Annotated in this window: 31 protein-coding genes; 7 read left to right on the top strand and 24 right to left on the bottom strand. The window is 37.7% G+C overall.

Annotated elements, in window-relative coordinates; all coding sequences use genetic code 11:
• Positions 1–119 precede the first annotated feature (119 nt).
• The 5 genes from IEV09_RS02245 to IEV09_RS02265 all read left to right on the top strand — a co-directional run bounded on the left by IEV09_RS02245 (position 120) and on the right by IEV09_RS02265 (position 2702).
• Positions 120–338 carry a DUF2829 domain-containing protein gene (locus IEV09_RS02245; RefSeq protein WP_188366626.1) on the top strand — a complete coding sequence of 73 codons (219 nt, stop codon included), beginning with the start codon at positions 120–122 and terminating at the stop codon, positions 336–338.
• Positions 338–1105: a 3-oxoacyl-ACP reductase gene (locus IEV09_RS02250; RefSeq protein WP_188366627.1), complete on the top strand. Its 768-nt coding sequence runs from the start codon at positions 338–340 to the stop codon at positions 1103–1105. The genes IEV09_RS02245 and IEV09_RS02250 overlap by 1 nt, the downstream gene beginning before the upstream one ends.
• 201 nt (positions 1106–1306) lie before the next feature.
• On the top strand, positions 1307–1468 hold the full coding sequence (locus IEV09_RS02255) for a hypothetical protein (protein WP_229731648.1): 162 nt from the start codon (positions 1307–1309) through the stop codon (positions 1466–1468).
• Positions 1469–2095: 627 nt separating this feature from the next.
• Complete coding sequence (locus IEV09_RS02260) at positions 2096–2269, top strand: hypothetical protein (RefSeq protein ID WP_188366628.1); 174 nt, start codon at positions 2096–2098, stop codon at positions 2267–2269.
• 64 nt (positions 2270–2333) lie between these two features.
• Complete coding sequence (locus tag IEV09_RS02265) at positions 2334–2702, top strand: restriction endonuclease (RefSeq protein ID WP_229731649.1); 369 nt, start codon at positions 2334–2336, stop codon at positions 2700–2702.
• Between the two features lie 46 nt (positions 2703–2748).
• Here IEV09_RS02265 and IEV09_RS12720 read toward each other — a convergent pair whose 3' ends face one another.
• The 21 genes from IEV09_RS12720 to IEV09_RS02365 form a co-directional block, all read right to left on the bottom strand.
• Complete coding sequence (locus IEV09_RS12720; protein ID WP_209651415.1) at positions 2749–3162, bottom strand: GNAT family N-acetyltransferase; 414 nt, start codon at positions 3160–3162, stop codon at positions 2749–2751.
• Positions 3144–3494, bottom strand: a complete 351-nt coding sequence (locus IEV09_RS12725; protein WP_209651409.1) for a DUF5613 domain-containing protein — start codon at positions 3492–3494, stop codon at positions 3144–3146. The genes IEV09_RS12720 and IEV09_RS12725 overlap by 19 nt, the downstream gene beginning before the upstream one ends.
• 28 nt (positions 3495–3522) lie before the next feature.
• Positions 3523–3897, bottom strand: coding sequence for a VOC family protein (locus IEV09_RS02275; protein ID WP_188366630.1), 375 nt, complete (start codon positions 3895–3897; stop codon positions 3523–3525).
• A gap of 88 nt (positions 3898–3985) precedes the next feature.
• Positions 3986–4639, bottom strand: coding sequence for an amino acid ABC transporter permease (locus IEV09_RS02280; RefSeq protein ID WP_188366631.1), 654 nt, complete (start codon positions 4637–4639; stop codon positions 3986–3988).
• A gap of 12 nt (positions 4640–4651) precedes the next feature.
• Positions 4652–5299 (bottom strand): amino acid ABC transporter permease, encoded by a 648-nt coding sequence (locus IEV09_RS02285; protein ID WP_188366632.1) that lies wholly within the window; start codon positions 5297–5299, stop codon positions 4652–4654.
• Between the two features lie 15 nt (positions 5300–5314).
• The gene (locus IEV09_RS02290) at positions 5315–6094 is read right to left on the bottom strand and encodes a transporter substrate-binding domain-containing protein (protein WP_373281469.1); all 780 of its coding nucleotides are present in this window, start codon (positions 6092–6094) and stop codon (positions 5315–5317) included.
• Positions 6095–6141: 47 nt separating this feature from the next.
• Positions 6142–6873, bottom strand: coding sequence for an amino acid ABC transporter ATP-binding protein (locus IEV09_RS02295; RefSeq protein WP_188366634.1), 732 nt, complete (start codon positions 6871–6873; stop codon positions 6142–6144).
• A gap of 199 nt (positions 6874–7072) precedes the next feature.
• Positions 7073–7921 (bottom strand): DegV family protein, encoded by an 849-nt coding sequence (fakB, locus tag IEV09_RS02300; protein ID WP_188366635.1) that lies wholly within the window; start codon positions 7919–7921, stop codon positions 7073–7075.
• A gap of 80 nt (positions 7922–8001) precedes the next feature.
• Entirely contained in the window at positions 8002–9123 is a 1122-nt protein-coding gene (locus IEV09_RS02305) for an LCP family protein (RefSeq protein ID WP_188366761.1), read from the bottom strand.
• 503 nt (positions 9124–9626) lie between these two features.
• Positions 9627–10466 carry a prephenate dehydratase gene (gene pheA / locus IEV09_RS02310; RefSeq protein WP_188366636.1) on the bottom strand — a complete coding sequence of 280 codons (840 nt, stop codon included), beginning with the start codon at positions 10464–10466 and terminating at the stop codon, positions 9627–9629.
• Positions 10467–10973, bottom strand: a complete 507-nt coding sequence (locus IEV09_RS02315) for a shikimate kinase (RefSeq protein ID WP_188366637.1) — start codon at positions 10971–10973, stop codon at positions 10467–10469.
• Positions 10974–11000: 27 nt separating this feature from the next.
• Positions 11001–12278, bottom strand: a complete 1278-nt coding sequence (aroA, locus tag IEV09_RS02320; protein WP_188366638.1) for a 3-phosphoshikimate 1-carboxyvinyltransferase — start codon at positions 12276–12278, stop codon at positions 11001–11003.
• Positions 12279–12288: 10 nt separating this feature from the next.
• Complete coding sequence (locus IEV09_RS02325) at positions 12289–13383, bottom strand: prephenate dehydrogenase (protein ID WP_188366639.1); 1095 nt, start codon at positions 13381–13383, stop codon at positions 12289–12291.
• 17 nt (positions 13384–13400) lie between these two features.
• A complete protein-coding gene (aroC, locus tag IEV09_RS02330) occupies positions 13401–14567 on the bottom strand; it encodes a chorismate synthase (RefSeq protein WP_188366640.1) in 1167 nt (388 codons plus the stop codon).
• 19 nt (positions 14568–14586) lie between these two features.
• Entirely contained in the window at positions 14587–15651 is a 1065-nt protein-coding gene (gene aroB / locus IEV09_RS02335) for a 3-dehydroquinate synthase (protein ID WP_188366641.1), read from the bottom strand.
• 16 nt (positions 15652–15667) lie between these two features.
• The gene (gene aroF, locus IEV09_RS02340) at positions 15668–16696 is read right to left on the bottom strand and encodes a 3-deoxy-7-phosphoheptulonate synthase (protein WP_188366642.1); all 1029 of its coding nucleotides are present in this window, start codon (positions 16694–16696) and stop codon (positions 15668–15670) included.
• Between the two features lie 32 nt (positions 16697–16728).
• Positions 16729–17601: a shikimate dehydrogenase gene (locus IEV09_RS02345; RefSeq protein ID WP_188366643.1), complete on the bottom strand. Its 873-nt coding sequence runs from the start codon at positions 17599–17601 to the stop codon at positions 16729–16731.
• 348 nt (positions 17602–17949) lie between these two features.
• Positions 17950–18717: an ABC transporter ATP-binding protein gene (locus IEV09_RS02350; RefSeq protein ID WP_188366644.1), complete on the bottom strand. Its 768-nt coding sequence runs from the start codon at positions 18715–18717 to the stop codon at positions 17950–17952.
• Positions 18714–19604 carry an ABC transporter permease gene (locus tag IEV09_RS02355; protein ID WP_188366645.1) on the bottom strand — a complete coding sequence of 297 codons (891 nt, stop codon included), beginning with the start codon at positions 19602–19604 and terminating at the stop codon, positions 18714–18716. Before IEV09_RS02355 ends, IEV09_RS02350 begins: the two co-directional genes overlap by 4 nt.
• Positions 19605–19606: 2 nt before the next feature.
• Entirely contained in the window at positions 19607–20644 is a 1038-nt protein-coding gene (gene trpX, locus IEV09_RS02360; protein ID WP_188366646.1) for a tryptophan ABC transporter substrate-binding protein, read from the bottom strand.
• A 322-nt stretch (positions 20645–20966) separates the two neighbouring features.
• Positions 20967–21539 carry a hypothetical protein gene (locus IEV09_RS02365; RefSeq protein WP_188366647.1) on the bottom strand — a complete coding sequence of 191 codons (573 nt, stop codon included), beginning with the start codon at positions 21537–21539 and terminating at the stop codon, positions 20967–20969.
• A 173-nt stretch (positions 21540–21712) separates the two neighbouring features.
• On the opposite strand from IEV09_RS02365, the gene IEV09_RS02370 reads away from it, so the two are divergent.
• Both IEV09_RS02370 and IEV09_RS02375 read left to right on the top strand, forming a co-directional pair.
• Entirely contained in the window at positions 21713–22102 is a 390-nt protein-coding gene (locus tag IEV09_RS02370) for a DUF1622 domain-containing protein (RefSeq protein ID WP_229731650.1), read from the top strand.
• 82 nt (positions 22103–22184) lie between these two features.
• Complete coding sequence (locus IEV09_RS02375) at positions 22185–23891, top strand: NFACT RNA binding domain-containing protein (protein WP_188366648.1); 1707 nt, start codon at positions 22185–22187, stop codon at positions 23889–23891.
• 51 nt (positions 23892–23942) lie between these two features.
• On the opposite strand, the gene IEV09_RS02380 is transcribed toward IEV09_RS02375, so the two are convergent.
• From IEV09_RS02380 to pyrF, 3 genes are all read right to left on the bottom strand, one after another.
• Entirely contained in the window at positions 23943–24287 is a 345-nt protein-coding gene (locus IEV09_RS02380; protein WP_188366649.1) for an iron chaperone, read from the bottom strand.
• Between the two features lie 131 nt (positions 24288–24418).
• Complete coding sequence (pyrE, locus tag IEV09_RS12730; RefSeq protein ID WP_209651408.1) at positions 24419–25051, bottom strand: orotate phosphoribosyltransferase; 633 nt, start codon at positions 25049–25051, stop codon at positions 24419–24421.
• On the bottom strand, positions 25052–25768 hold the full coding sequence (pyrF, locus tag IEV09_RS12735; RefSeq protein ID WP_209651407.1) for an orotidine-5'-phosphate decarboxylase: 717 nt from the start codon (positions 25766–25768) through the stop codon (positions 25052–25054). It abuts the gene before it with no gap.
• Position 25769 lies beyond the last annotated feature (1 nt).

Here is a 25769-nt window from a genome sequence, read left to right on the forward strand (position 1 = left end):
CTTCTTTTTTCTTTCGATTAACAGATGAAGCGACTAGAAAACAATGTTATAATGTAATGCGTCATAGATATGTGAAGCGATTCACAAATAACGACGAATATAAAAGAAAGAGGGATAGTATGACATTTGAAGAAATTTTACCAAAACTAAAAAACGGTGAGAAAATTATCCGAAAAGGCTGGAGTGGAGCAGAAGAGTATGTTTTACTCGTTAACCATGATACATTTGATGGTTTGCCAGTAACGCCGTATTTATTAATTAAAACAAGTGATGAAGGTTTTTCTAGTTTTGCACCTGCAGTTTGCGATATCTTAGCAAACGATTGGTTGATTGTGTAGTGAATACGACTGTTCATTATTCTGAGTATAAAAAGAAGGTTGTTTTTGTAACAGGGGCTGCTTCTGGTATCGGACTTGCACAAGCGAGAGCCTTTTTAGCACAAGATGCCTTCGTTTTTGCTTTCGATTGCCAAGAAAGGCCACTCAAAATCTTAAAAGAACAATACCCAATATCATTTGCTTATTTCACAGGTGATGTTTGTCAACCAAATGACCTGTCCGATGCTGTTGAACAATGTACTGTGAACTTTGGTAGTATTGATATCTTATTAAACACGGTCGGTATTTTGGATGATTTTCTACCTTTGTTAGAAACCGAAGAGGAGCTATTTGATCGACTGTTTGAAGTAAATGTCAAAAGTTTTTTTTGTTTAACTCAGCTTGTTCTGCCTACAATGCTCGCAAAAAAACAAGGTGTCATTTTGTCAATGAGTTCGATCGCGGGTTTTGTAGCAGGTGGTGGAGGGATGGCCTATACAATGAGTAAGCATGCCATTGTTGGCTTTATTAAGCAACTTGCACTCGATTACGCGGATCAAGGTATCCAAGTATGTGGCATGGCGCCTGGGGCTATTCAGACTCCTATGAATGCTGCTGATTTTATGGGAGAGGGAGAGATGGCGAAAAAAGTAGCCGCTGAAACACCGGTAAAACGTTGGGCCCAACCAGAAGAAGTAGCAAATGTAACACTTTTTTTAGCGAGCCAACAAGCTAGTTATATGCAAGGCAGTATTGTAACAATCGACGGCGGTTGGACGTTGAAATAAACAAACCACACTTCGGCACTTCCTCAGATTGCTATTCCTGTGGCCAAAGTTATTACCAAGGGATAAAAACCCTTGCAAAGGAGCTTATTTATCATGTTTAAAATGAATAATCAAAAGCCACCATTCAACAAATGGCTGCCTCAGAAGTCACAAAAGTCGCACTAGTAACAGCATTATATATCGTAATAACGACGCTCTTAAGTGTTGTTAGTTTTGGTGTTTACCGTAGCAAGTACGCTAGCAATGTTTTATGAACTACCATTTTTCATCACTTGGTTTAGTGTTGGTCTGGGAGAATTATTCTCGATGACTATCGGTGGCATGATTATTTACAACATCAGTAAACGTGTTCGATTGACGTAGTTTTTTTAAAGTCCTTAAAATGTTTAGCGTTAAAAATATATGAATTGTCAGAGCACATATTTTTAATGCTGATCCGAAGTAAGCGGAAAAAATATTATTAACAGACACAAAAAGCTATCAGAGCATTCCGTAATAATATTTTTTCGTTATTTGGGATAAAAAGCGTAAATTTAGTATAATTAAGCATTTTTATCCTTAAAAGAGGGGGAGATCACAAGAAAAGTAGCAATTCATATGATCCATTATTATAAATTTATTTTGGTTTACATAATATACATTATATGAAGTTTCACCAGAATCTATTTTAGTTTGTTTGATCAATGATTATCTTAAGCGCCCCACTATTTAGGAGTAAATTACAGGAAAATTGGCGAATAATTGAATATAAGTGTCTTACGCGTCATTTATTATCTAAAAAATGATTTATAGAGCTCAACAATTAATCTAAACACTGACTGTCTCTCTGTTGATATTTATTTAGTAGTTATCATTACTCATTAGTGATTAAAACATTTAGAAACTATCTTTTAACAAACTATAGAAAATCAGCTCTATTAAAATTCTATAATTATCAACTATAATGAATTAATGTGAGTTATTTTACTTAAATAATTAAGGAGTGTAATTTTGAGAAAAAAATGGGATAAACGCAAGATAAAAGAATATATTATGCACGAAGCAAATGAAAATGATTTGATGGAAATGATTGAAATTATGCGAGCTAAAAAGAGTGTCTTAGATTTAGAAAAATTGGCCGCTCAAAAACAAAAAATTATAAACGATGTAGAAAAATTATTTTAAATCATATGCGTAAGTAGATAAGAATATCGACTCTATTTCTCTATGAGTCTGTGAGATTGATATGATGACGGGTTCTGAGTTTGAACATTATACCAAATACTTACTAAAAGAACTTGGTTATTCAAATGTGAAAGTAACTCCTAGTGTCGGCGATCAGGGTATTGATGTTATTGCTCATAAAGATGGAGTTAAGTATGGATTTCAGTGTAAGAGATGGAAAAAGAATGTTGGAAATAAAGCTGTTCAAGAAGTTCATGCGGGGATTGGGTTTTATTCTTTAGATAAAGGATTCGTTATTACCAACAGTAACTTTACTCAACGAGCTGAACAATTAGCAGAAAAACTCAATGTGGAATTGTGGAATCGAGACAAACTCATTAAACTACTGGAACAAGTCAAAAGAGCTGAAATCGCAAGAGAAAAGAGTAGCTAGTCCCCTCTTCTCTTGCGATTTTTTTGAATAATTTAAAAATCAAAACCTATAGTTCAGTTTTTAAAAACTCATATTTAAAACCAAGATATTCGTAATTTTGTTTGCTATACATTTCTCTCGGTGTATCTTCACCATCTGCAACTAAAATGATTTTTTTATCTAAGTATTGATCCATAACAAAGCGTTGAATGTGGCTGCCAATGCCTTTATTTTGATGCTTTATATGAACAACGGATAGTTCATCAATCTCAACGGTATGATTACTCAAGATTAAATCGACATAACCAACAGCTTCTCCTTGATAAAACGCAATAACTTGCTGTATCTTTGGATCTGAAAATTGCTTTTTAATTTGTTGAGTCTTTTGTCGAGCAAAAGCTTCGCCATACTCTAAATCATTTTCATACTTAATGTTTATAAGTTGCTCTAGATGATCCTCCGTCAGAAATTGGACATCAATCTGATTTGTGGGAAGTTTTTAGGTTCAATCGCATAGAGTTCTAAACAACTGATTTCATAACCATTTTTAGTTAAGTATGTTTCGAATGGTTCAGACATTTTTTTATTCTCAGGTAAAGAAAATTTCAAATGATTTTGACCGTGTTCGATATGGTAACTTCTTAAATAACTTTCAATTGCTACAAATTCTTTGACTGTCGGTAAAACTTTAAAATCAAGGAAGTTACTGTCATAACGAATAAGCATTTCTGGATAATGGACGTGCTTATAATGTTTGTTATCAACTACAGTGTTTCCTAGTATAAAAATATCATCAAAGGATACTTCTTTCATTTGAACGCTCCTACTCTACCTGTTTATTTTATTGATTAGCAAAAAGACTTAAAAAATTGCCATCAATGTCTTTAATAATTGCATACCTTTGTCCCCAGACCGCATCCCAGGGCTCTTTAAAAGTTTCGTATCCAGCTTCTTTTACTTTGTTATAAATCTGATCGACTTCTTCGACAGAATCACATAAAAATGCCAATTCAAGTGTATCACCAATTATCTTAGGTTCATAACCATAAATGCCTGAAATCATCTGACTTGAATTCAATGAAATTCGAACGCCATTATTATTCAGTTCGAGGTAATCTTTCGTAACTTCACCGACGACTGAAAATCCGAGCAGCTCATAGAAAGCGGTTGCTTTTTCCAGGTCATGCGATATAATACCTATCATATCTAACTTCATTTCTCATCCCTCCAACGCTTATTTTATCATAAATACGCACAAAAAAACCTCACCTAGCCAATAAATGCTAGATAAGGTTTCAACTTCTTTATACCGCCCATCGTCTTTCTAGACGTTTTGAAAAGACAGATAGTGAGTAACAAATAATAAAGTAACTAAATGCCATAGCGAAGAACATCGGTAAAACAGCCGCCGGGTCTTGCGCATAAATAATTTTTGCATGGTGTGTTAGTTCTGGTAAAGAAATAACAACTGCAAGTGATGTGTCACGGATTAATGAAATAAATTGACTAACAATCGGCGGCAACATTAATTTGATACTTTGTGGGAAGATAATATAGTACAGTGTCGATAAGTATGATAATCCAGTCGATCGACCTGCTTCCATCTGTCCTTTAGGTACCGCAACTAAGCCTGCTCGAATAATTTCAGATAACATGGCCGATTCAAAGATTGTCATGGCAACGACTGCTGACCAGAAAATACTTAATTGGATACCAATTTGTGGTAAGGCAAAATAAGTAAAGAAAATGATTAATAGTAGCGGTAAGTTACGAATAATGTCGACAATAATCATGACAATCGTTGATAGGACTGGAATTTTCATAAAACGGAGTGTTCCTAAAATCCCACCAATAATAAAACTTAATATAATTGAAACGACGGCAACTTGTAAAGTAACGAGTAAGCCATCTAATAAAAAACGGATGTTAATCCATGAAAATGCTGATAAAAAATCCATCTTACTCCTCCTCTAGTTCGTTAAGCTGTAACGTTCCTCAATATACTTCATTAAATACGAAATTGGCAAGGTAATACACAAGTAAATTAAACCAATCATCGTGTATGTTTCAATTGTAGCAAACGTTGTACTGGCGATAATATCACCTTGGTACATTAAATCGACGCCGGTTACCATTGCCAGGATCGATGAGTTTTTAACTAAGTTAATAAACTGATTTCCTAATGGTGCTACGACAATCTTAAAGGCTTGCGGTAAGATAATATACCACATTGTTTCGATATAACTTAAACCGGTAGCACGACCTGCTTCCATTTGTCCTTTTGAAATCCCATCAATTCCTGCACGTACAGTATCAGCGACAAAGGCTGATGTATACAACGTTAAACCTAGCGTCCCTGCTGAAAACCCATCAAATTGAATCCCATAAATTGGGGCAACCACGAAGAAAAACATTACAATAATTAATAAGGGAATGTTTCTAAAAAATTCAACATAAGCCGTTGCTAGTTTTTTAGGGATTGATAACGGTGAAACTTGAAGAATCGCCATAAACGTCCCAATGATTAAGCTACCAACTAAAGCAATGATGCTTGCTAAGAGTGTCGTCATTAATCCTGAAAGAAGAATATCACGATTGTTTAAAAATAAATCTACCATCCATTGGTCCCTCCTTTAATTATTGACATTCGGAAACCATTTATCAAAAATTTCTTGATACGTTCCATTTTCTTTAATTGTGGCTAATGCCTGGTTGACTGCTTCTAAGAAGGCTTCTTGTCCTTTATTAATAGCAATCCCATAAGGTTCATCTGTAAAGATATCTCCAGCTAATGTGTAGTCAGGATTTTCTTCGGCCATTCCTAATAAAATAGCACTATCCGTCGTCATAGCGTCACCTTGTCCTGATTGCAGAGCAGTAAAAGCCTCAGCGTAGTTTTCTAATTCAAGAATTTTAGCCTCTGGTGCATGTTCACGAATATTTAAAGCTGAAGTTGAACCTTTAACAGCTAATACCGTTGTGTTCGCATCTAAATCTTCAACTCCCTTAATCGGGCTGCCTTTTTTAACTAATAGCGATTGTCCTGCATCAAAATAAACATTTGAGAAATCCACTTGCTTCAAGCGTTCTTCACTGATCGTCATCGTCGCGATAATCGCATCAATGTTTCCATTTTTAATCAATGGAATTCTTGTTTTAGAGGTAACTTCTACAAAAGTTGCTTTTCCATCTTCGCCTAAAATTTCTTTAGTTAGTGCTTTAGCAATGTCGATATCAAATCCTTCAACTTCGCGCGTTTCGATATTCATTAACCCAAATAATCGAGTATCATTTTTTACGCCCCAAAAAATTTCGGGTGTTTCTTCAATTCGTTCAAAAATATCTTGATTTGCAATACTTTTTGTTCCACAACTACCTAAAAATAAAAGACTAAGAGATAGGACACTGAGCAACCATACTTTATGTTTTAATTTCAAAAAAACACCTCCTCTTATTTTATTTATTGTGTAATAATTTTGCTTAAAAATTGTTTCGCACGTTCATCTTTTGGATTGCTAAAGAACGTTTCCGTATCATCATCTTCCAAAATTTCACCATCTGCCATAAAAATAACACGGTCAGCAACTTCGCGGGCAAATCCCATCTCATGTGTGACTACGACCATGGTCATCCCTTCTGTGCGGGCAAGACCTTTCATTACTTCAAGTACTTCCCCAACCATTTCTGGATCGAGCGCAGAAGTTGGCTCATCAAATAACATCACGTCTGGTTCCATTGCTAATGCTCGAGCAATGGCAATACGTTGTTGTTGGCCTCCAGATAACTGAGAGGGATAAGAATTTTTCTTGTCTAACATTCCAACTTTAGCTAGTAACTCTTCTGCTTTCGCTTCAGCTTCCGCTCTTGTTTTCTTTAAGACTTTCATAGGTGCTAATGTAATGTTATCTAATACAGTACGGTGTGGATAAAGATTAAAATGTTGGAAAACCATTCCTAAATTTTTTCGAACATCGTTTGTATTGACCTTTTTATCACGAATATTTACTCCATTCGTAATCAATTCTCCTGTTGTAATCAATTCTAATGCATTGATACAACGTAACATCGTACTCTTACCAGAACCAGAAGGTCCGATAACAACCACGACTTCACCTTCTGTGATTTTTAAATTAATATTTTTTAATGCATGAAAGTCTCCATAGTACTTTTCTACATTTTTAAATTCAATCATCTTGTGCCCTCCTTATATTGTGAATCTTTCATTTGTGAATGATTAGTAAAATTATAGTCTATTTTTGTGCCCTTTGTAAAGTTTATAACATTTATCTAAAATTATTGCATTTTTATTCACTTAAAAAAGAAAATAAAAATTAACTAGCCCTAAAAAGAAACTAGTTAATTTTTTCGCAGTTATATTCATAACGACAAAATTAGGCCAATGAAATCGTAAAACCAATTGCTTTTTCACCTAAGTGAGTACCAATTACTGGTCCAAAATGCGCAATTTCAATGGATACTTCTGGGTGCTTTGCTTCGATTTTTGCTTTTTCTTCCAAAGCAATCTCTAAGTTATTTCCGTGAATAATGGTTAATCTAACGGGCGCATTGAAGAAATCAATTTGTTGCCCTATGATATCCTCAATCCGAGCAAAAGCTTTTTTACTTGAACGGATTTTCTCAAACAATACAATTTTTCCATCATCAAATTTTAAAACGGGTTTTATTTTTAATAAACCAGCAACAAGTGCCGCACCATTGGTCAATCGTCCACCACGTGCTAAATTATTTAAGTCTTCTACGATAAAATAAACTTGAAGACTGTCACGAATGGTATCGAGTTTCTCGATAATTTCCTCCAAAGTTGCACCTTTTTCTGACAGATCAAGCGCTGCTTCGACCATATGCCCCATTGGGGTACTTGTAATTTTTGAGTCGTAAGGAATGACATTAATTCCCTCGATTGTATTTGTAACACCGGCAAGATTTTCAATAAAGCCTGAGATTCCACTCGATAAATGAATACTGAGAATCGTATCGTAGCCTTTTTTTCCAAGTTCCTCGTATAATTCTAAAGCTTCACCTAAAGAAGGTTGCGAAGTTGTTGGGAATTCCTTACTGTTTTTTAAAAGCTCATAGTACGCATCCGCTTCGATATCAATTCCTTCATTATACAACTGACCATCTAAGATCACTGGAATCGGAATAATCGATAAATCCGGATGATTTTTTATTTTTTCTGGTAAAAAAGCGGTACTGTCTGTCACAATTGCTAATTTCATTTCTATATCCTCGCTTCAAAAAAATTCAAACGTCTTATATAATATAGCACATAAATTCCAAACCGTGCTATTATTTTCAGTTAATTACCCCAAAAACGTTCAATTTCTTGTCGATTAACCTCATAATCAACGAGTAAAACGCTACCTGCCTCATACGATTCTCCATAACTCCATGAATTTTCGACGGGTACGGTCAAACGATCAATTCCTGAGCTGCCTTTCAAAATATTAAGCGAGTTGCGTAACAAGAACGTTGTGGGTAAGTTTGTCGCTGTAAAACCAAGTGTTTTTCCTGCAGCATATGGCAACTTGATTGCATTGACTGGATTCTTTAATTGTGAAAAAATCGCGTTCATTACTTGCTGTTGACGACGAACACGTCCGAAGTCTCCTTCTTCATCCATTCTGAATCGAGCATATTGTAATAACGTATGGCCATCCATTTTTTGTGGTCCTTTTGTAATTGGAACATCCAAATAAGTACTCATGTCTTTTTCAGCATCAATTGCGACACCGCCGGAGAACAAGGTATCGATTACTTTTGAAAAATCTTGAAAATCGACAACTGCGTAGTATTTCGTTTCAATTCCAAAATTTTGTGACAAAGTTTGTCTTACTAATTCGGCACCACCGAAAGCGTAAGATGCATTGATTTTATTTTCTCCATATCCGGGGATGGAAACATAGGTATCTCGCATAAATGAAACAAGCTTTGGTTTTTTTGCGGGACCATCCAATTGTAAAACCATAATCGTATCGGCTCGAGCCGTTTCGCCTTCTCGACTATCATTTCCGATTAACAAAATATTATTTGCTTGGTTACTCGCAGTAAAGCCATTAAAAGCTTCCGGTTCAGACGTCGAATCGACAACCTTACCAGCTATTTTTCCAAAAACAAAGGATCCTCCTATAAAAAGAATAAATAAGGTGAGTATAAAAAATAATCTTCCAAAACAACCACGGCGTTTCCGTTTTTTTACCTTCTTTGGTTTATTTTGATTAAATATTCCATTTTGTTTTTTCTGTTGTGGTGGGGGCGTTGAATCTTCATATTCATTATCCTCGTAATAAACAACTTCTTCTTCCCATTTATCTTCTTCAACAATTTGTTGCTTTTTTCTCGAATATGGATTTTTCTTTGTTTTCGCTTCTTGTTTGTTTAATTCTTCATGTACATCCCTAAATCGTTCCATTCGGCTCATTTCATCGCCACCTACTTTTTTCAAATATTTATTTATAGCATACCGTACCTCTAACATAAAATAAATCATCCATTGATGAATTTTAGGATTTATTTAATCCCTTCGATGGCTCATTATACCATTTCTTCATGTATTTTAGGATAAACGCTCTAAAAAAGGCTTCTGTACCTTAATCATAAACATTCAATCGATGTTCTATTCATAGCATTTGGATGAAAACAGAAAATCAAAAACTACCATAACTACCATAAACAGTTGTTTATGGTAGTTCACGAAACACATTATTATCTATAGGAAAAAGAATGCGCTCTGTTATGCACCAGTTCTTCTGTTAATTCATCATTTAAATGCCTTTCAATATAGTCTGTCATTCGATTAAACGATTGCATCATTTGTCTCACTCCTTTTCTCATTTAGTATAGCATCGCCTTTTATTACGTACTTGATATTTAACCTATCAAATTTGTCGAATGGCATACAAAAAAAGCCGAGAATTTATTTTCTCAGCTTTCTTTGATAACCCTAACAGGATAGCTTCCTAACTCTGTCACGACACCACCTAATAATCGAATTTCTTCGAGTGCATTTTCAAATAACTTTTCATTCTGATTGATCAGAAGATCCAATACAAAAAAATACTGGCCTAAATGGGTCTTAAGTGGACGGGATTCAATTTTAGAAAGATCTAGATGTCGCCAAGCAAATGCCGCTAATATTTGATGCAAAGAGCCTGGCGCATTTTTGGGTAAACGAATAAACAATGTTGCTTTCGTTTTGTTCCCTAAAACAATCGTTAATTGACTATCAAGCAATCCAATAATCCAAAAACGTGTCTGATTCAACGCGTTGTCTTGAATGTCTTCAGATAAAATAGTCAGACCATATTCTTTTGCGGCTTTTTTTGAAGCAATCGCAGCAATTTTTTCTTCTGGATGATTTGCGACATATTGCGCTGCATACGTTGTAGAAGAAACAGCTTCTAACAAACAATCCGGATAATGATCGGTTAAAAATTGTTGTGACTGTGCTAACGCTTGTGGGTGTGAAAGGACTTTATCAATCAATGTATTGCCTGGTGAAACGAGTAATTGCTGATGAATGGGTAAGACGATTTCACCTAATACTTTTAAGCCGCCTAGATGAAACAAACGATCGATACTGTCGTTGACCGATCCCTCTAACGAATTTTCAATCGGAATCACGGCAAAATTGACCGCACCATTATGCACGGCTTGAATACAAGAGACAATCGTTTGGTATGGCAATAAATCTTCTTTCTTAAAGCAACTTTGAGCTGCTTGATCGGTAAAGGAATTTTTCGGTCCTAAATAGCCAACTTTCAATTAAACACCTACTTTTTCAATGATTTCTTTCGTGAGTGACTGTGGGTCTTTCCCACTATTTTCAATAATAACTGTTGCAACGTCTTCATACAAAGGCATACGACTTTGATAAATCTCACGAAAGGCTTGTTCAGAATGGTTTAAAAATAATGGACGAGGATTTTCGTGGTCTTTTTTGATTCTGGTTATTAAATCTTCAATGGGGACACTTAAGTAAACAACGGATTGAAATTGTTTCAGTTTCAATCGCGACGAATCTTTAAGAATAATGCCGCCACCCGTGGAGATGATGCCTTCAGTATCTGCTAAAGAGTCCAACACTTGTGCTTCAATCACTCGGAAATGTTCCTCACCATGTATTGAAAAGAGCTCAGGAATATTTTTACCGGTGCGCGCTTCAATTAAATGGTCTGTATCAATCAGCGGTAGTTGCAAACGTTGCGCTAATTGCCGACCGATTGTGGTTTTTCCGGCACCCATAAAACCGACTAAAACAATTTGCTTCATTGCTGAGGGACCTTCTTTCCATTATCTTTATTTCGTGGTTAATTGTTCAACGTCTTCAAAGAAGCTTGGATACGAAATCGCAATCGACTCTGGATTTTCTAATGTTACGGTTTCATCTGTTAATAAAGCCGCTACTTGTAACATCATACCGATGCGATGATCACCTAAACTAGAAACGGAACCACCATGCAAGGTCGTTGGTCCGTGAATAATTAAGCCGTCTGCTGTTGCTTCGATATTTGCTCCCAGCTTCTTCAACTCATCACACGTTGCATCGATTCGATTCGTTTCTTTGACTTTTAATTCTTCTGCGTCTTTAATGACTGTCGTACCTTCTGCTTGAGTAGCAAGTAGGGCAATGACCGGTAATTCATCGATTAAAGTCGGAATGATCTCACCGCCGATTGTAATCCCTTTAAGCTGAGATGTTTGAATGGTGATATCAGCTGATTGGTTCTTCTCATCGATATTCGTCATCGAAAGCGTTGCGCCCATTTCTTCTAATACTTTTAAAATACCTGTTCTTGTTGGATTAATGCCTACGTTTTTCAAGGTAATCTCACTCTCCGGTACAATGGCTCCTGCAGCTAAGAAGAAGGACGCAGATGAAATATCGCCTGGTACAGTGACTGCTTGTGCCTTTAGCTGTTGAGGCCCCGTCAATCGAATCTCTTTGCCGTCTTGTTGAATCTGACCGCCGAATTGTAAAATCATTTCTTCTGTATGATTACGCGATGCTTCTTTTTCAATAATCGTCGTTAACCCTTCTGTCTGTAAGGCAGCAAATAAAATCGCAGACTTGACTTGTGCGCTAGCAACCGGCATTTCATAAGTCATTGGTTGAAGTTGTGAGGAACCGTGAATCGTAATCGGTGGAAACTCTGTCCCAGCATGACCTGAAATTTCCGCTCCCATCGATTGAAGTGGTAATATTACGCGATTCATGGGTCTTAGGCTTAAGGACTCATCGCCATATAGCACGGTTTCAAAAGGACAAGTGTTTAACATACCCATCATTAGACGAATCGTCGTACCTGAATTTCCCACGTCTAACGCTTGTTTTGGCGCACGTAAGCCTTCAATCCCTTTTCCGTGAACCGTTATCACATCGCCATCATCTTCAATCGCTACTCCTAACGCTTGAAAGGCGTGCATTGTACTAAAGCAGTCTTCACCTCGTAAAAAGTTTTTGATGGTTGTGGTACCGTGAGCGATTGAGCCAAACATAATACTACGATGCGAGATTGATTTATCTGCTGGCACTTCAATAATGCCTTTTAATGGACTTTTTGAAATGAGTTTCATTTGTTTCCTCCTATTTTATCCAACAACGATACGGCGTGTTTGCGGTAATGAGCTGTTGGCCGATGCATTGGTCCTTTTGATTTTTAAAGCTTAATTGTAAAACACCGATAATTTCTTCTCTCGTTTCTAAAATACGTAAATTAACAAGTGATAAGTTTGCTGTTCCTAATAAGGAAGTCACTTCGCCAATAATCCCCGGGGAGTCTGGAATATCAATAAATAAATCATAGAAAGCGGGAATACTCCCTTTTTGGTGGATTGGCAGACGTTCGCGTGTATCACGTGCACGTTCAAAAAAATCGTAAATGGCTGCTGTATTGCCTTGAATTAACCATTCTCTAACAATCGACATGCGCGCTTGCCACTCATCTATTCGCTCGACTAAGACGTCATGATTACTTAATAAAATATCGGTCCACATTTGAGGATCCGAGGAAGCAATGCGTGTGATGTCACGAAAACCACCAGCAGCCAATTGTTTGGATCGAGGATACGTTAAATTAAAATGATCGGCTTGATTGACGAGTGCTGCTGCCACGATATGTGGAAAATGACTCAACATTCCGGTAATTTGATCATGTTCACTTGCCGACATGGATAAGAATTTCGCGCGTGTGCCTTTTAACAATTCTTTCAAGACGATTTCTTGCTCTGAATCGGCGGATTGAGTGGGTGTTAAAATATAATACGCTTCTTCGAACAAACGTTCGTCACGTGCTTGAATCCCCGATTTGTGTGAACCCGCCATAGGGTGGCCGCCTACAAAAGTGTAGGGTTGCTGTATCGCAAAAGAGACGATTTCTTCTTTGGTACTTCCAGTATCTGTTACTAGGACATTTTCACGTAGTGGCAAGGTCGCTAGGGTAGCTAAATAAGTCAGCGATGTTTTTACTGGTACCGCTAAAATAATAATGTCCGCTAAGCATGCGGCTTCTTCAAAACTTGCAGAAACGCGATCAACGATGCCTTCTTTCAGAGCCGTTGCTTTTGTTTCTGCCAAATAATCCCAACCGTACAAAACACAACTTGGATGTGCCCCTTTGATACAGCTGGCTAAAGAGGACCCAATCAGTCCTAAGCCAACGATCAATACATTTTTTTGCATTTGGTCCTCCCTTTTGATTAATAGTTTTTTACATATTCGCGATATTCTGTCATCGCTTGTGTTAACTCTTCAAAAGAGTCACTTGGGAATTTATCCAAAATTTCTGCCGCAATGACTGTGGCAACGACACTTTGAGCCACGACACATGCTGCTGGAACAGCCGTACTATCCGAACGCTCAATACTCGCTTTATAGACTTCTTTCGTATTAATGTCCACACTTTGTAATGGTTTATATAACGTTGGGATTGGCTTCATCACTCCACGGATAACAATTGCTTCCCCGTTCGTCATTCCACCTTCAAAGCCACCTAAGTTATTACTGCGTCTTGTATAACCTTTGTTTTCATCCCATAAAATTTCATCCATGACTTCTGAACCTGGTAAAACGCCCGCTTCAAATCCGACACCAAATTCAACGCCTTTGAAGGCATTAATACTGACCATCGCTTGCGCCAGTTTACCGTCTAATTTTTTATCCCATTGAACATAACTACCGAGTCCTGCCGGTACGCCGCCAACTAAGACTTCAACGACACCACCAATTGTGTCACCCTTACGTTTCGTTTCATCAATCAATGCTTTGATTTCTTCTTCAACTTGAGGATCCAGTACACGAACTTCAGATGCTTCTGCTCGTTCAAAAATTTCTTTAATCGTTAAACCATCTGGAACCGACGCTTTGATTCCACCTAACATCGTTACATGACCTGCAACATCAATGTCTAACGCTTTTAATAGCGTTTTGGCAACCGCTCCTACAGCAACGCGCATCGTTGTTTCACGAGCGGAAGAGCGTTCTAAAACGTTACGTAAATCACGGTGACGGTACTTCATTCCACCAACTAGATCTGCGTGTCCTGGTCTAGGACGAACGACTTGGCGTAAGGTACGCTTTTTATCTTCCACATCTTCAATACTCATTACTGTCCGCCAGTTCTTCCAATCATCATTTTCAACGCATAAAGTAATCGGTGAACCTAATGTTTTTCCATGTCGAACGCCCGAAGTAATACGAACTTTGTCCTTTTCAATTAACATTCTTCCGCCCCGTCCGTAACCGGTTTGGCGTCGGAAAAGCTCCGCGTTAATATCTTCAGCTGTTAATGGTAATCCAGCTGGAATTCCCTCAATAATTGTTGTTAATTCTGGTCCGTGTGATTCTCCTGCAGTAATGTAGCGCATACCTAAATCCCCCTTTTATTTATGAACGAATATAATCGCGAATTTCCTCAATTGGAATGACTTTAATTTTTGCTTGTCCGATCTGTTCAAGTAAAATAATTTTTAGTTGTTTGCCTCGTGCTTTTTTATCGTGTGTAACAGCCTGATAAATCGCCTCTTTTTGTTCTTCAATCGCTTGGTATTTGGTTGGTAAGTGAAAACGTGTCAGCATCGCTTCTAATTGCTTTGTTGTCCCGCTTGGTGTGAGACCTAAAGCTTCTGCTTGGCTATTCATGAGCATCATACCGATTGCAACAGCTTCACCGTGGCTCACGACCCCATAGCCAGCCGTATTTTCAATTCCATGGCCGATTGTATGCCCAAAGTTGAGTAGCAAACGGCTGCCGTGGTCGAATTCATCTTCTTCAACGACGACTTTTTTGACATGCAACGCCAGAGGAATGACTTCCTCTGCACGTGCAAGTAATTCAAATTCATCTTTCATTGTTTCAAGCAATGTCCAAAGTTTTTTGTCTGCAATCGCACCGGCTTTCACGACTTCAGCAATGCCTTCTCTTAACCGACGATTATCTAACGTCTTCAATGTCTCTGGATCAATGAGTACCCCTTCTGGTTGAGAGAAGGTTCCTACCAGATTTTTTGCATTGTGCGTATTGACTGCTGTTTTTCCACCAATACTTGAATCAACTTGCGCGAGTAACGTCGTTGGAATTTGCAAGAAATGTAAGCCACGCATATACGTTGAGGCCACAAAACCTGCTAAATCTCCGATGACACCACCACCTAAAGCGATAATGCCATCACTTCTTGTATACCCGGCTTCTGCCAGTTGGTCATAAAGGAGGGTCGCTTGGGATAAAGACTTACTGGCTTCGCCTGCTGGAACAACGAATAAATCAGCTTCAAAACCCTCTAAGAGTAATTGTTCTTTGACTTGTTCACCGTAAAGTCCGACAACGTTGCTATCTGTAATGATAGCGACTTTTTGTGGTAGCCATAAGTTTTTGACCCATTGTCCGACGCTGGCTAATGATCCTTTTTTGATAAGAATCTCATATGTATGATTTGTAAGTTGTATTTTCATCCCAAACATTCCTTTGTTAGTTATTTTCGATTTGACGAATCGTTTGCATCGCATCAACTAAGACATCGACTTCTTTCATCATCTTCAAGTAATTTTTTTCATTTAATGATTGTGGACCATCTGACCAAGCATTGGCTGGATCTGGGTGAATCTCAACAATCATACCGTCTGCGCCTGCTGCAACACCGGCACGTGCCATTGGTGATACTAAGTCCCAAACACCCGTTCCGTGACTTGGATCAACAATAATTGGGAAGTGACTCATTTTTTTAATAATTGGCACGGCACTTAAATCAAACGTGTTACGTGTTGCTGTTTCGTATGTGCGAATCCCACGTTCGATGAAGATTACTGGGCTTTTTTCTTCAACAGCAATGTATTCTGCCGCATTTAACCACTCATCAATCGTTCCTGAAATCCCACGTTTTAAGCCGATTGGTTTACCTGTTTTACCAACAGCTGATAACAATTTGTAGTTTTGCATGTTACGTGCACCGATTTGAATAATATCTGTGTATTTAGCAACTAAATCAATGTGCGCTTCATCCATCACTTCGGTAATGACTTTTAAGCCAAATTCATCTGCTGCTTGACGCATGATGATTAATCCTTCTTCTTCTAACCCTTGGAAAGCGTATGGCGATGTACGAGGTTTGAATGCACCCCCACGTAAAATTTGAGCGCCTCCTGCTTTAGCCATACGAGCACTTTCACGAATTTGATCTAGTCCTTCAACCGAACACGGACCAGCCATTGTTACGAAGCTACCATCACCAATTTTGACACCATCCACATCAACGACTGTGTCATCTGGGTGGAATTCACGTGAACTTAATTTGTATGTATTACTAATACGAACGGTTTTATCAACACCTTCGTAACTGCGGAATGCGATATCTTGAACAGAGCGAGTATCGCCTAATAGACCGATAACGACTTGCTCGCTTCCTGTATTTAATTGGTAGTCTAAACCGCTGTCCTTAATTCTTTTTACCACTGTTTCAATTTGTGTATTTGTAGCTCCTGGTTTCATAATAACGATCATTTATAATTCCTACTTTCTTTTTATGTTTGTTTTTATTTTAATAATGCTTCTTTTACCAATTCTACAGGCATCGTTTGATTGGTCCATAGCTCAAATGCAACGGCGCCTTGATGGATCAGCATCCCAAGACCATTCATTGTTTTGGCTCCTGTTTTCTTGGCCTCTTTTAGTAATTTTGTTTCAGCTGGGTGATAAATAATATCACTTACCGCTAGATCTGCTCGTAGATCACTAATTTGAATCATCGGGATTTGATCTTCTAACTCACCCATGCCAACGTTCGTACCATTAATTAAAAGGCAACTACGCTGACAAGCTTCGGTGATTGCGACTTGATTTGTAGACTCAATTAAGTTTATCTGGCAAGTCGTTTGTTTCTGTATTTCTTTGATTTTTTGTGCCATTTTTGTAAAATTCGCACTTTTCCGACTAATAATGTGAATCGTTTGGACGCCATCCAATGCAGCTTGGCAAATAATTGCTGTTGCGGCACCACCTGCACCTAATACCGTGATTTCTTTATCGCGAATATCAAGCGCTAGTTCTTCTAGGCTTCGCATAAAGCCAATTCCATCGGTATTATGTCCTATCAACTTTCCTTCTTGATTCACCACTGTATTGACCGCACCAATTAACCGTGCACCAGTTGATAGTTCATCGAGTAAAGGTAAGACCGCTTGTTTATGTGGCATGGAGAGGTTGACTCCCAATAATCCTAGGCTACGAATCGCCTCGATACTTCCTAATAAGTTTTCTGGAAGTACGTCGAAAGCAAGATAACGAGCATCAATCCCACGGTTTTCAAAAGCCAAGTTGTGCATTTTTGGAGAAATACTATGACGAGCTGGACTAGCAAAAAAACCAACGAGTCGTGTTTCTCCAGAGATTTCAATTTTTTTTGTCATTTCATTCCTCCAATCGAATAAAAAAGATGCCTACTGTAAATGAAACATCTACAGTAGGCATCTTACACTCCCGTTAAGAGTATAATAAAATATAAAAAGCCACTATAGATATTCAATCATCTACGGCGGCTGTAATTACATTACAAATTCCCCTAGCCATCATAGATACAAACGCTGCGTTTGCATCCATAATTACATGAACACAAACCTACCTAAAATAGCTAAAGTAATAATTATTCAGTTGTGGTTGTTGTACGTTTAACATAGCAATCGCTCCAAACTGTTTTAATATATGAGCTTAGTATAGGAGTTTGATGAGAGATTGTCAACACCTTTTTCATCAAACTTTTAAAAAATAATTTCTTCAAAAAAATGAAGGAGGTCGGTTAATGTCAGTTTTTCTTTTTCTTTTTGATCTAAATCCTTAATAATCTGACCTTTTTGTAGCAGTATCAAACGGTTTCCGTATTTTAGTGCATCTTCCATTCGATGAGTAATCATCAGGCAAGTTAAGTTTTCTTCTCTGATTTTTTGATCGGTAATTCGCATTAATTGTGTCGCTGTTTTAGGATCTAGTGCCGCAGTATGCTCATCCAATAACAACAGTTCTGGTTTTTTTAAAGTTGCCATCAACAAACTAAGCGCTTGTCTTTGACCACCTGATAAATGCCCCGTAGGTGTATCTAGATGATTTTCTAAGCCGTTACCAATTGTTTGACATAATTCAAAATAAAAAGGTTTTTGTTGCTTAATTTGTCGTAAACGCAAACCTCTTTTTTCACCACGTTTTTGTGCCAAAAAGAGGTTTTCAGCAACTGTCATACGGGGCGCTGTTCCCATTTTAGGATCTTGAAAGACACGAGCAATGGAGGTAGCTCTTTTTTCTTCCGACAATCCAGTGATGTCTTGGCCTCGTAGCAATACTTGACCTTGGGTTACGTCCAACGTACCTGCAATGCTATTGAACAACGTACTCTTTCCCGCACCGTTGCCTCCTAAGACGGTAATGAAATCGCCTGGATTAATCGTTAAATTGACCGCATCAAGTAAGACTTTTTGTTCCTTTGGTCCATTACTAATCGTTTTAGTCACATTTTTTAATTCTAGAATACTCATTTCGCTGCACCTCCTTTTTCAAAACTTGTTTTCAGTTGTAATTTTTCTTTAAAACGTGGAATTAATAAGCATAACGTTAAAATAATCGCTGAAAATAGCTTTAAGTAAGTCGTATCAAATCCTAAACGAATAACTAATAAAATCAATAATTGATAAATAATACTACCCACGACAATCGCAGCCAGGCGTTCAAAGAAGGTTAACTCTCCAAATAGCACTTCGCCAATAATAATAGAGGCAAGTCCAATCACAATTACGCCAATGCCTTTACTCACATCTGCATAACCATCATTTTGCGCAATCAGTGCGCCACTTAACGCAATCACACCATTGGATAATACTAGACCAATAATCTTCATACGATCCGTTGGAATCCCCAAAGAGCGAGCCATAACTTCATTATCACCTGTCGCAATATAAGCTTGACCAAATTCGGTATTAAAGAAGTAGTATAAGAAACCCACAATTAAACTAACAGCAATCAACCCTAATAAAATGGTATCGAAATTTTCAGGAATACTACCGTTGCGAAAACTGTCTAATAGGTTCGGTTGGTTCAACAATGAAAGCGTAGGACGTTTCATCACATAAAGCATGACCGCATTAAGTGCTGACATGACTAAAATTCCCGATAAAATGACAGGAATTTTCCCTTTTGTATAAAGCAAACCAGTCACGAGTCCAGCTAACATTCCGGCAACAATCGCAAGCATGGTCGCAAGAATGGGTGGGACACCAGCCACGATACTCGCAACACAGACTGCTCCTCCTAACGGAAAAGAGCCCTCCGTTGTCATATCGGGAAAATTTAAAATCCGATATGTCATAAAAATACCTAGACCTAAAATCCCCCATAATAAGCCTTGACCAATCGATGAAAATATCATTTTTACTCTCCTCCAACCATGATTGCTGTTTCTTTTAATTTTTCTGGAATCTCAATGTTCAAAAACTTCGCTTGTTTTTCATTTAAAATTAAGTCGCCTTTTGTGAACGTATAAACCGGTGTCGTTGCTGTTTCAGACTCCCCTTTTAAAACGCTCGCTGCCATCTTTCCAGCTTCCAGTCCAATCGCAAATTGATTAATACCAATTGTTGCTAGACCTCCTTCGGCTACCATTGTGTCAGCAGACGTAATGATCGGTAAGCGTAATTTATTTGCTTCATTAACGACCGCTGGCATCGCATTGGCAATCGTATTATCAAGCGGGATATACATGAAATCAACTTTTTTAGCCATTACTTGTACGACTTGACTCACTTCATTTGTTGAAGGTACGGAAAATTCCTCTACCGTCAAACCCAATTCTTTGGCAGTGGCAACAGCTTCTGCTACTTGATATTTTGAGTTGTCTTCACTTGATGAAAATAAGATGCCCATTTTCTTTGCATCGGGCATAAGTGTTTGCGCTAATTTTAATTGTTCTAAAACAGGCGCTTTATCAGATACCCCCGTAATATTACCACCCGGATTTTCCATATCGCTGATCAATCCAGAACCAACAGGATCCGTCACTGCACCTAAAATAATCGGTAGTTTTTTTGTTTGGTTGGCTAATGCTTGCGCTGCAGGTGTCGCAATACCAATCAAAATTTCAGAACCTTCATTGATTAGTTGTTGGCTCATTGTATTTAATTTACTTTGATCTGCTTGTCCATTTTGGAAGATGATTTCTAAATTCTCTCCCTCAATGAAACCATTTTCTTTTAGACCGGCTTTCACGCCTTCAGTAATTTGGTCTAGCGCTGGATGACTAACAAACTGTAGCAATCCGACTTTGTAGACCTTTTTTTCCTGTTCTACTGCCGAAGTATCGCTTTTTGGAGTGGTCGTTTGTCCTTTGTTGCCTCCTTGTGTTAAAAAACCGGCAATTAGTGCGATGAATAATACCCCTACTGTAATCATAAACCCTTTATTTTTAAACATTTGACATTCTCCTCTTTTTTATAATAAAAAACAACAGTCGTATCATGTACGGCTGTTGTAAAAACACAAAAACCGCATAGTCTTTCGTCTATGCGGGGAAATTATCATTAAGATACCGACATAGATACACTGTTTAGAAAGTTCTCTAAAAAGTTGTATCTATGGAATAAAAAGAATCCATCAATACAACTTACCTACGCCAATTTTGCCATGAATTATGTAATTGTGTGTTATAAGTTGTTTCGTTCATGATGATTCCTCCTCTTATTTGTTGAAGATAGCGTACCCTAGGACAGAATAAATGTCAACTAGAATTTATCCATCAATTCGCTTTTGGTTCCAGTGTTTTTTTATTCCACATCGGTAGTCGATTGAGCTCAGGCATCAGTTCATTGCTCGGAGTCTCTAATGATTCAAAAGTAAAACGATTCTTCTCTTTTCCTTTTTCAAAGAAAATGAAGGTGATTTTTTTCGAATCAATTTGATATTCTTGACTGATTTTATCTTTATTATAGACAATCGGATAAAAGAAAATGGTTCGATTTAGTTCTTTTTCTTTTCGTGAAAGCAACTGGAAGACTTCACTATAGTTCTTAGCTGCAGGACTCGCAAACATCACGGTGACTGCCGGTTCTTTTTTTAGTGCCGCTAAATCAGTTGTCGGCGTCACAATTTTATTCGAAATATTTTGAAAAATCAATGTTTCTATTTGCTGATTTCTGATATGCTTACGCGAGAGTAGCGTCGTTGAAAATAATGTCGTGAACAAAACAATTATCAAGATAAGAATCGTATAAAATTTCTTCGGGTTTTCTCTTGCCTGAAATGATAAAGTTTGCTGCGTCTGGGCGATATCTTGCTTCCATGAGGTGAACCATTTACTTAGGCCAGCCATCTGTTCGCCTCCTTTTTTCTATTTATCTAGCTTCATATTATCAATTGTCTTCTACCTTCGTCAAGATTCTTTACTCATTTTGAATAAAAGTGTAAAAAAACAGCCATTATCTAGTCAGATGACGGGTTCTTTGTTATAATTAATCTACTATTGAGACGAAGGAGACTGACGAAATGAACAATCATCTGTTGCTATCACTAACACCCTTTTTCGAAATTTTAGTTCTTATTTTATACATTTTATGTGTGCTCGTCCTTCTTTGGGGAATTGTCTTAGCGATGAAAGATTTTTTCACTTCAGAACTTAGTCACCCTACAAGAAAAAGATCCGCCTATGTCTTAACAAGTATCCGTAGTTTTTTAGGAAGTTATATTTTGTTTAGTTTGGAATTACTAATTGCTGCAGATATCGTGCATTCAATTATCAATCCTTCCATTCAAGATTTGATTACACTTGGAGCGATGGTTTTGATCCGAACAGTAATGGCCTACTTCTTACACAAAGAGATGCTTGATGCTAAAAAAGAGCAACAAGAAGAAGAAAAAGAAGCATTAGATCAATAAGCAAATGGTAGGCTAAAAAGCAACGAGGGATCCCCTGCTTTTTTAGCCTATTTTTTAATTAATCATGAAATGAGGGAAGCATATGTCTTTCGACGGTATTTTTACCCACCTAATGATTCAAGAATTGAATCAACAATTAAAAGGCGGACGAATTAGTAAAGTCCATCAACCTTATCCAAATGAACTCGTTCTTGTGATTCGGTCACAAGGAAAGAACAATAAACTATTACTTTCAGCTCATCCTAGTTATGCTCGAATTCAATTAACGAATATGACGTATCAAAACCCTGACACGCCACCCAATTTTGTGATGATTTTACGAAAACACCTCGATGGTGCAATCTTAGAAGAGATTAAGCAAATCGATAACGATCGGGTCATTCATTTTACCTTTACCCATCGAAACGAACTCGGCGATCTGGAAAACTTGATTTTGGTCGTTGAACTAATGGGACGTCATAGTACTATTTTACTACTCAATCAATCGACGAATAAAATTTTAGATGCGATTAAACACATCGGAAGTTCTCAAAATTCTTATCGCGCCTTGTTACCAGGTGCTTCCTATGTTGCCCCACCTGAAGCCAAAGGTATCAATCCTTTTTCTTTATCTGAAGTCCAAGCTTTTAGCCAGCTTTCTTCGCTCAGTGAAATCAACCCTAAGGCTATTCAGCAATGCTTTCAAGGATTTGGTAGGGACACGGCGACTGAGTTAGCCGAACGACTTCAAAAGAATCCCAATGATAAATTACGTGTCTGGCAACAATTTATGGCTCAATTAAAAGCCATTGAACCAACGTTGCTTCAAACGAGTAAAAAGGAATTTTTCACTCCCTTTTTATTTGAGTCTCTCATAAATACTACAGATGAGGTCACGATCACCACGTTTAATGATTTAAGTTCGCTATTAGATGGTTTCTATCACGACAAAGCCGAACGTGATCGTGTGAAACAACAAGGTAGCTTATTAATTAAAAAAATATTAAATGAGATTAAACGCAATGAAGGAAAGCTTGAAAAAAGAGAAGCAACGTTACGTGCTGCTGAAAATGCCGAGGACTTACGACAACGTGGAGAGTTATTAACGACATTCTTACATCAAATCCCACGTGGCGTTACTAGTGTCGAATTAGAAAATTACTATGAAGAAGATGCCCTCATAACTATCGCCCTTGATCCTGCGTTAACACCGAATCAAAATGCACAAAAATATTTTCAGCGCTATCAAAAATTGCGTAATGCCGTCAAATTAGTCGGCGAACAAATTGCTGAAACAAAGCAAGAAATTGCATATTTACAAAGTGTTTTAACCCAATTAGAACTTGCCGGACCGATGGATTTAGAGCTAATTAAAGAAGAATTAATTGAAGAAGGCTATGTGAAACGCTCGTCTGTTAAGCAAAAACGACAAACAAAAAAATCACAGCCAGCCAAATTTATCTCCAGTGATGGTACGGAAATTCTTGTTGGTAGAAACAACTTACAAAATGATCAACTCTCGCTTAAAACAGCGAAAAAGACCGAATATTGGTTACACGCAAAAGATATTCCAGGATCGCACGTTATTATTCGCCATACTGATCCATCCGATCAAACAATTTTAGAAGCTGCAGAGTTGGCTGCTTTTTATTCAAAATATCGTCACTCAGCACAAGTACCTGTAGACCTTGTACAAGTCAAACACCTCCGGAAACCAAATGGTGCGAAGCCAGGTTACGTCATTTACGAAAACCAAAAAACCTACTATATTACACCTGTTGAAGAAAACATCGAAAAACTTCGACAATAACAAATAATCCTATCAGTCAATTTAATGGACTGATAGGATTATTTGTTTCTCTTATTCATCGCCTAAAACTTCTTTTTTCCGAAATAAAACAATCGATTCAATCAATTCTTTCGGTAAAGGTTGATCATAAGAAAACTGAATCGCTCCTTTACTTGTCTTAAACGGGACTAATTGTTCTTTGAAGGCAACAATGGGTGACGGTGAAGGATAAAATCCTAAATGTTTTTTCGTCGGAGCGAAATGCACAAGATTTTCATGCAGATAAAAAGTAGGCATCCCATAGGTTAAACGCTCTTGCGCTTCTGGCAACAACTTTTTAAGTAAGTGATACATTTCTTTGGATTTCTCTTGATGCGCTACAGGAACTTTTTCTAAGTATTCTTCGATAAGACTCATCTAGACCCCTCCTATTTTCTTGATCAATCTCTTCTCTATTTTATCATGCACATCTACGGACCGTCCAACCAGAAGTAAAAAAAACAGAGATTCACATACGATTGCTCGCACATGGATCTCTTGTTCAATGCTTAGTTTAACCAGTTAACCGGGTCTTTTTTCCAGTTTGCTAAAAGTTCTAAATCTTTTTCTTCGATATAGTTTGCTTCTAACGCACTTTCTAATAAAGTCGTATAGTTTGTTAGCGTAACTAAAGGAATTTGTGCTTTCTCAAAGTTTTCTAACCCTTTTGGTAATTCATAAGTAAAGATCGCTGCTACACCAACAACGTCTGCACCTTCACGTGTCGCTGCTTCACAGGCTTCTAATACACTACCGCCTGTTGAGATTAAATCTTCTACAACAACCATTTTTTGACCTTCAGTAATACGGCCTTCGATTTGATTGCCTTTACCATGTTCTTTTGCTTTACTGCGGATATAAACCATTGGTAAGTCTAAAATTTCAGCAATCCAAGCCGCATGTGGAATTCCAGCTGTAGCCGTTCCAGCAATGACTTCAACTTCTGGGAATTGTGCTTTAATTTTTTCAGCTAAACCTTTTGCAATTTCACGACGGACAGCAGGATAGCTCATCGTCATGCGGTTATCACAATAAATCGGGCTTTTTAGTCCGCTTGCCCATGTAAATGGATTTTCTGGGCTTAAAAATACCGCTTCAATTTTTAATAAATCTGTTGCAATTTTCTTTTCTAAATTTGACATTTATTTTACTCCATTCCATTCGTTTTTAATCGCTTGATACGCTTCATAAGGATTTGCTGCTTGCGTCACAGGTCGTCCAACAACAATTGCATTCGAGCCAATTTCTTTTGCTAGAGCAGGTGTTACTACGCGTTTTTGATCGCCGACAGCTGCACCAGCTGGTCGAATACCGGGTGTAAGACACATAAAATCATCCGATGTAACGCCGTGAATCTTATTCGCTTCCAATGCCGAACAAACGACCCCATCTAATCCGGCTACTTTCGCACATTTGGCATAATTTAATACACTTTCTTCTAAGCTCGCAGTGATTAATTGATCGTGTTGCATTTGTTCTTCTGAAGTCGAAGTTAGTTGCGTCACGGCAATCAATTGAGCAACCGCTTGCCCTTGAGGTGTACCTTTCACTAGACCCGCTTTTGCTGCAGTCATCATTTCAATACCACCCGCTGCGTGAACGTTTGTAATTGCTACACCTAAGCCCGCAATTCGTTCCATCGCACGACTAACGGTATTCGGAATATCGTGTAGTTTTAAATCTAAAAAGACATCGTGTCCTAGTGAACGTAACCAACGAACCACTTCTGGGCCTTCTTGATAAAAAATTTCCATTCCAACTTTAACAAATAACTTTTCGTCTGCTGGAAATAGCTTTAAAAATGTGTCGATTTCCATTTTTGATGGGAAATCTAACGCAATAATTGGTCGGTTAATCATA

Source organism: Enterococcus alcedinis (assembly GCF_014635985.1).
In the GTDB taxonomy this organism is placed as follows: domain Bacteria; phylum Bacillota; class Bacilli; order Lactobacillales; family Enterococcaceae; genus Enterococcus_I; species Enterococcus_I alcedinis.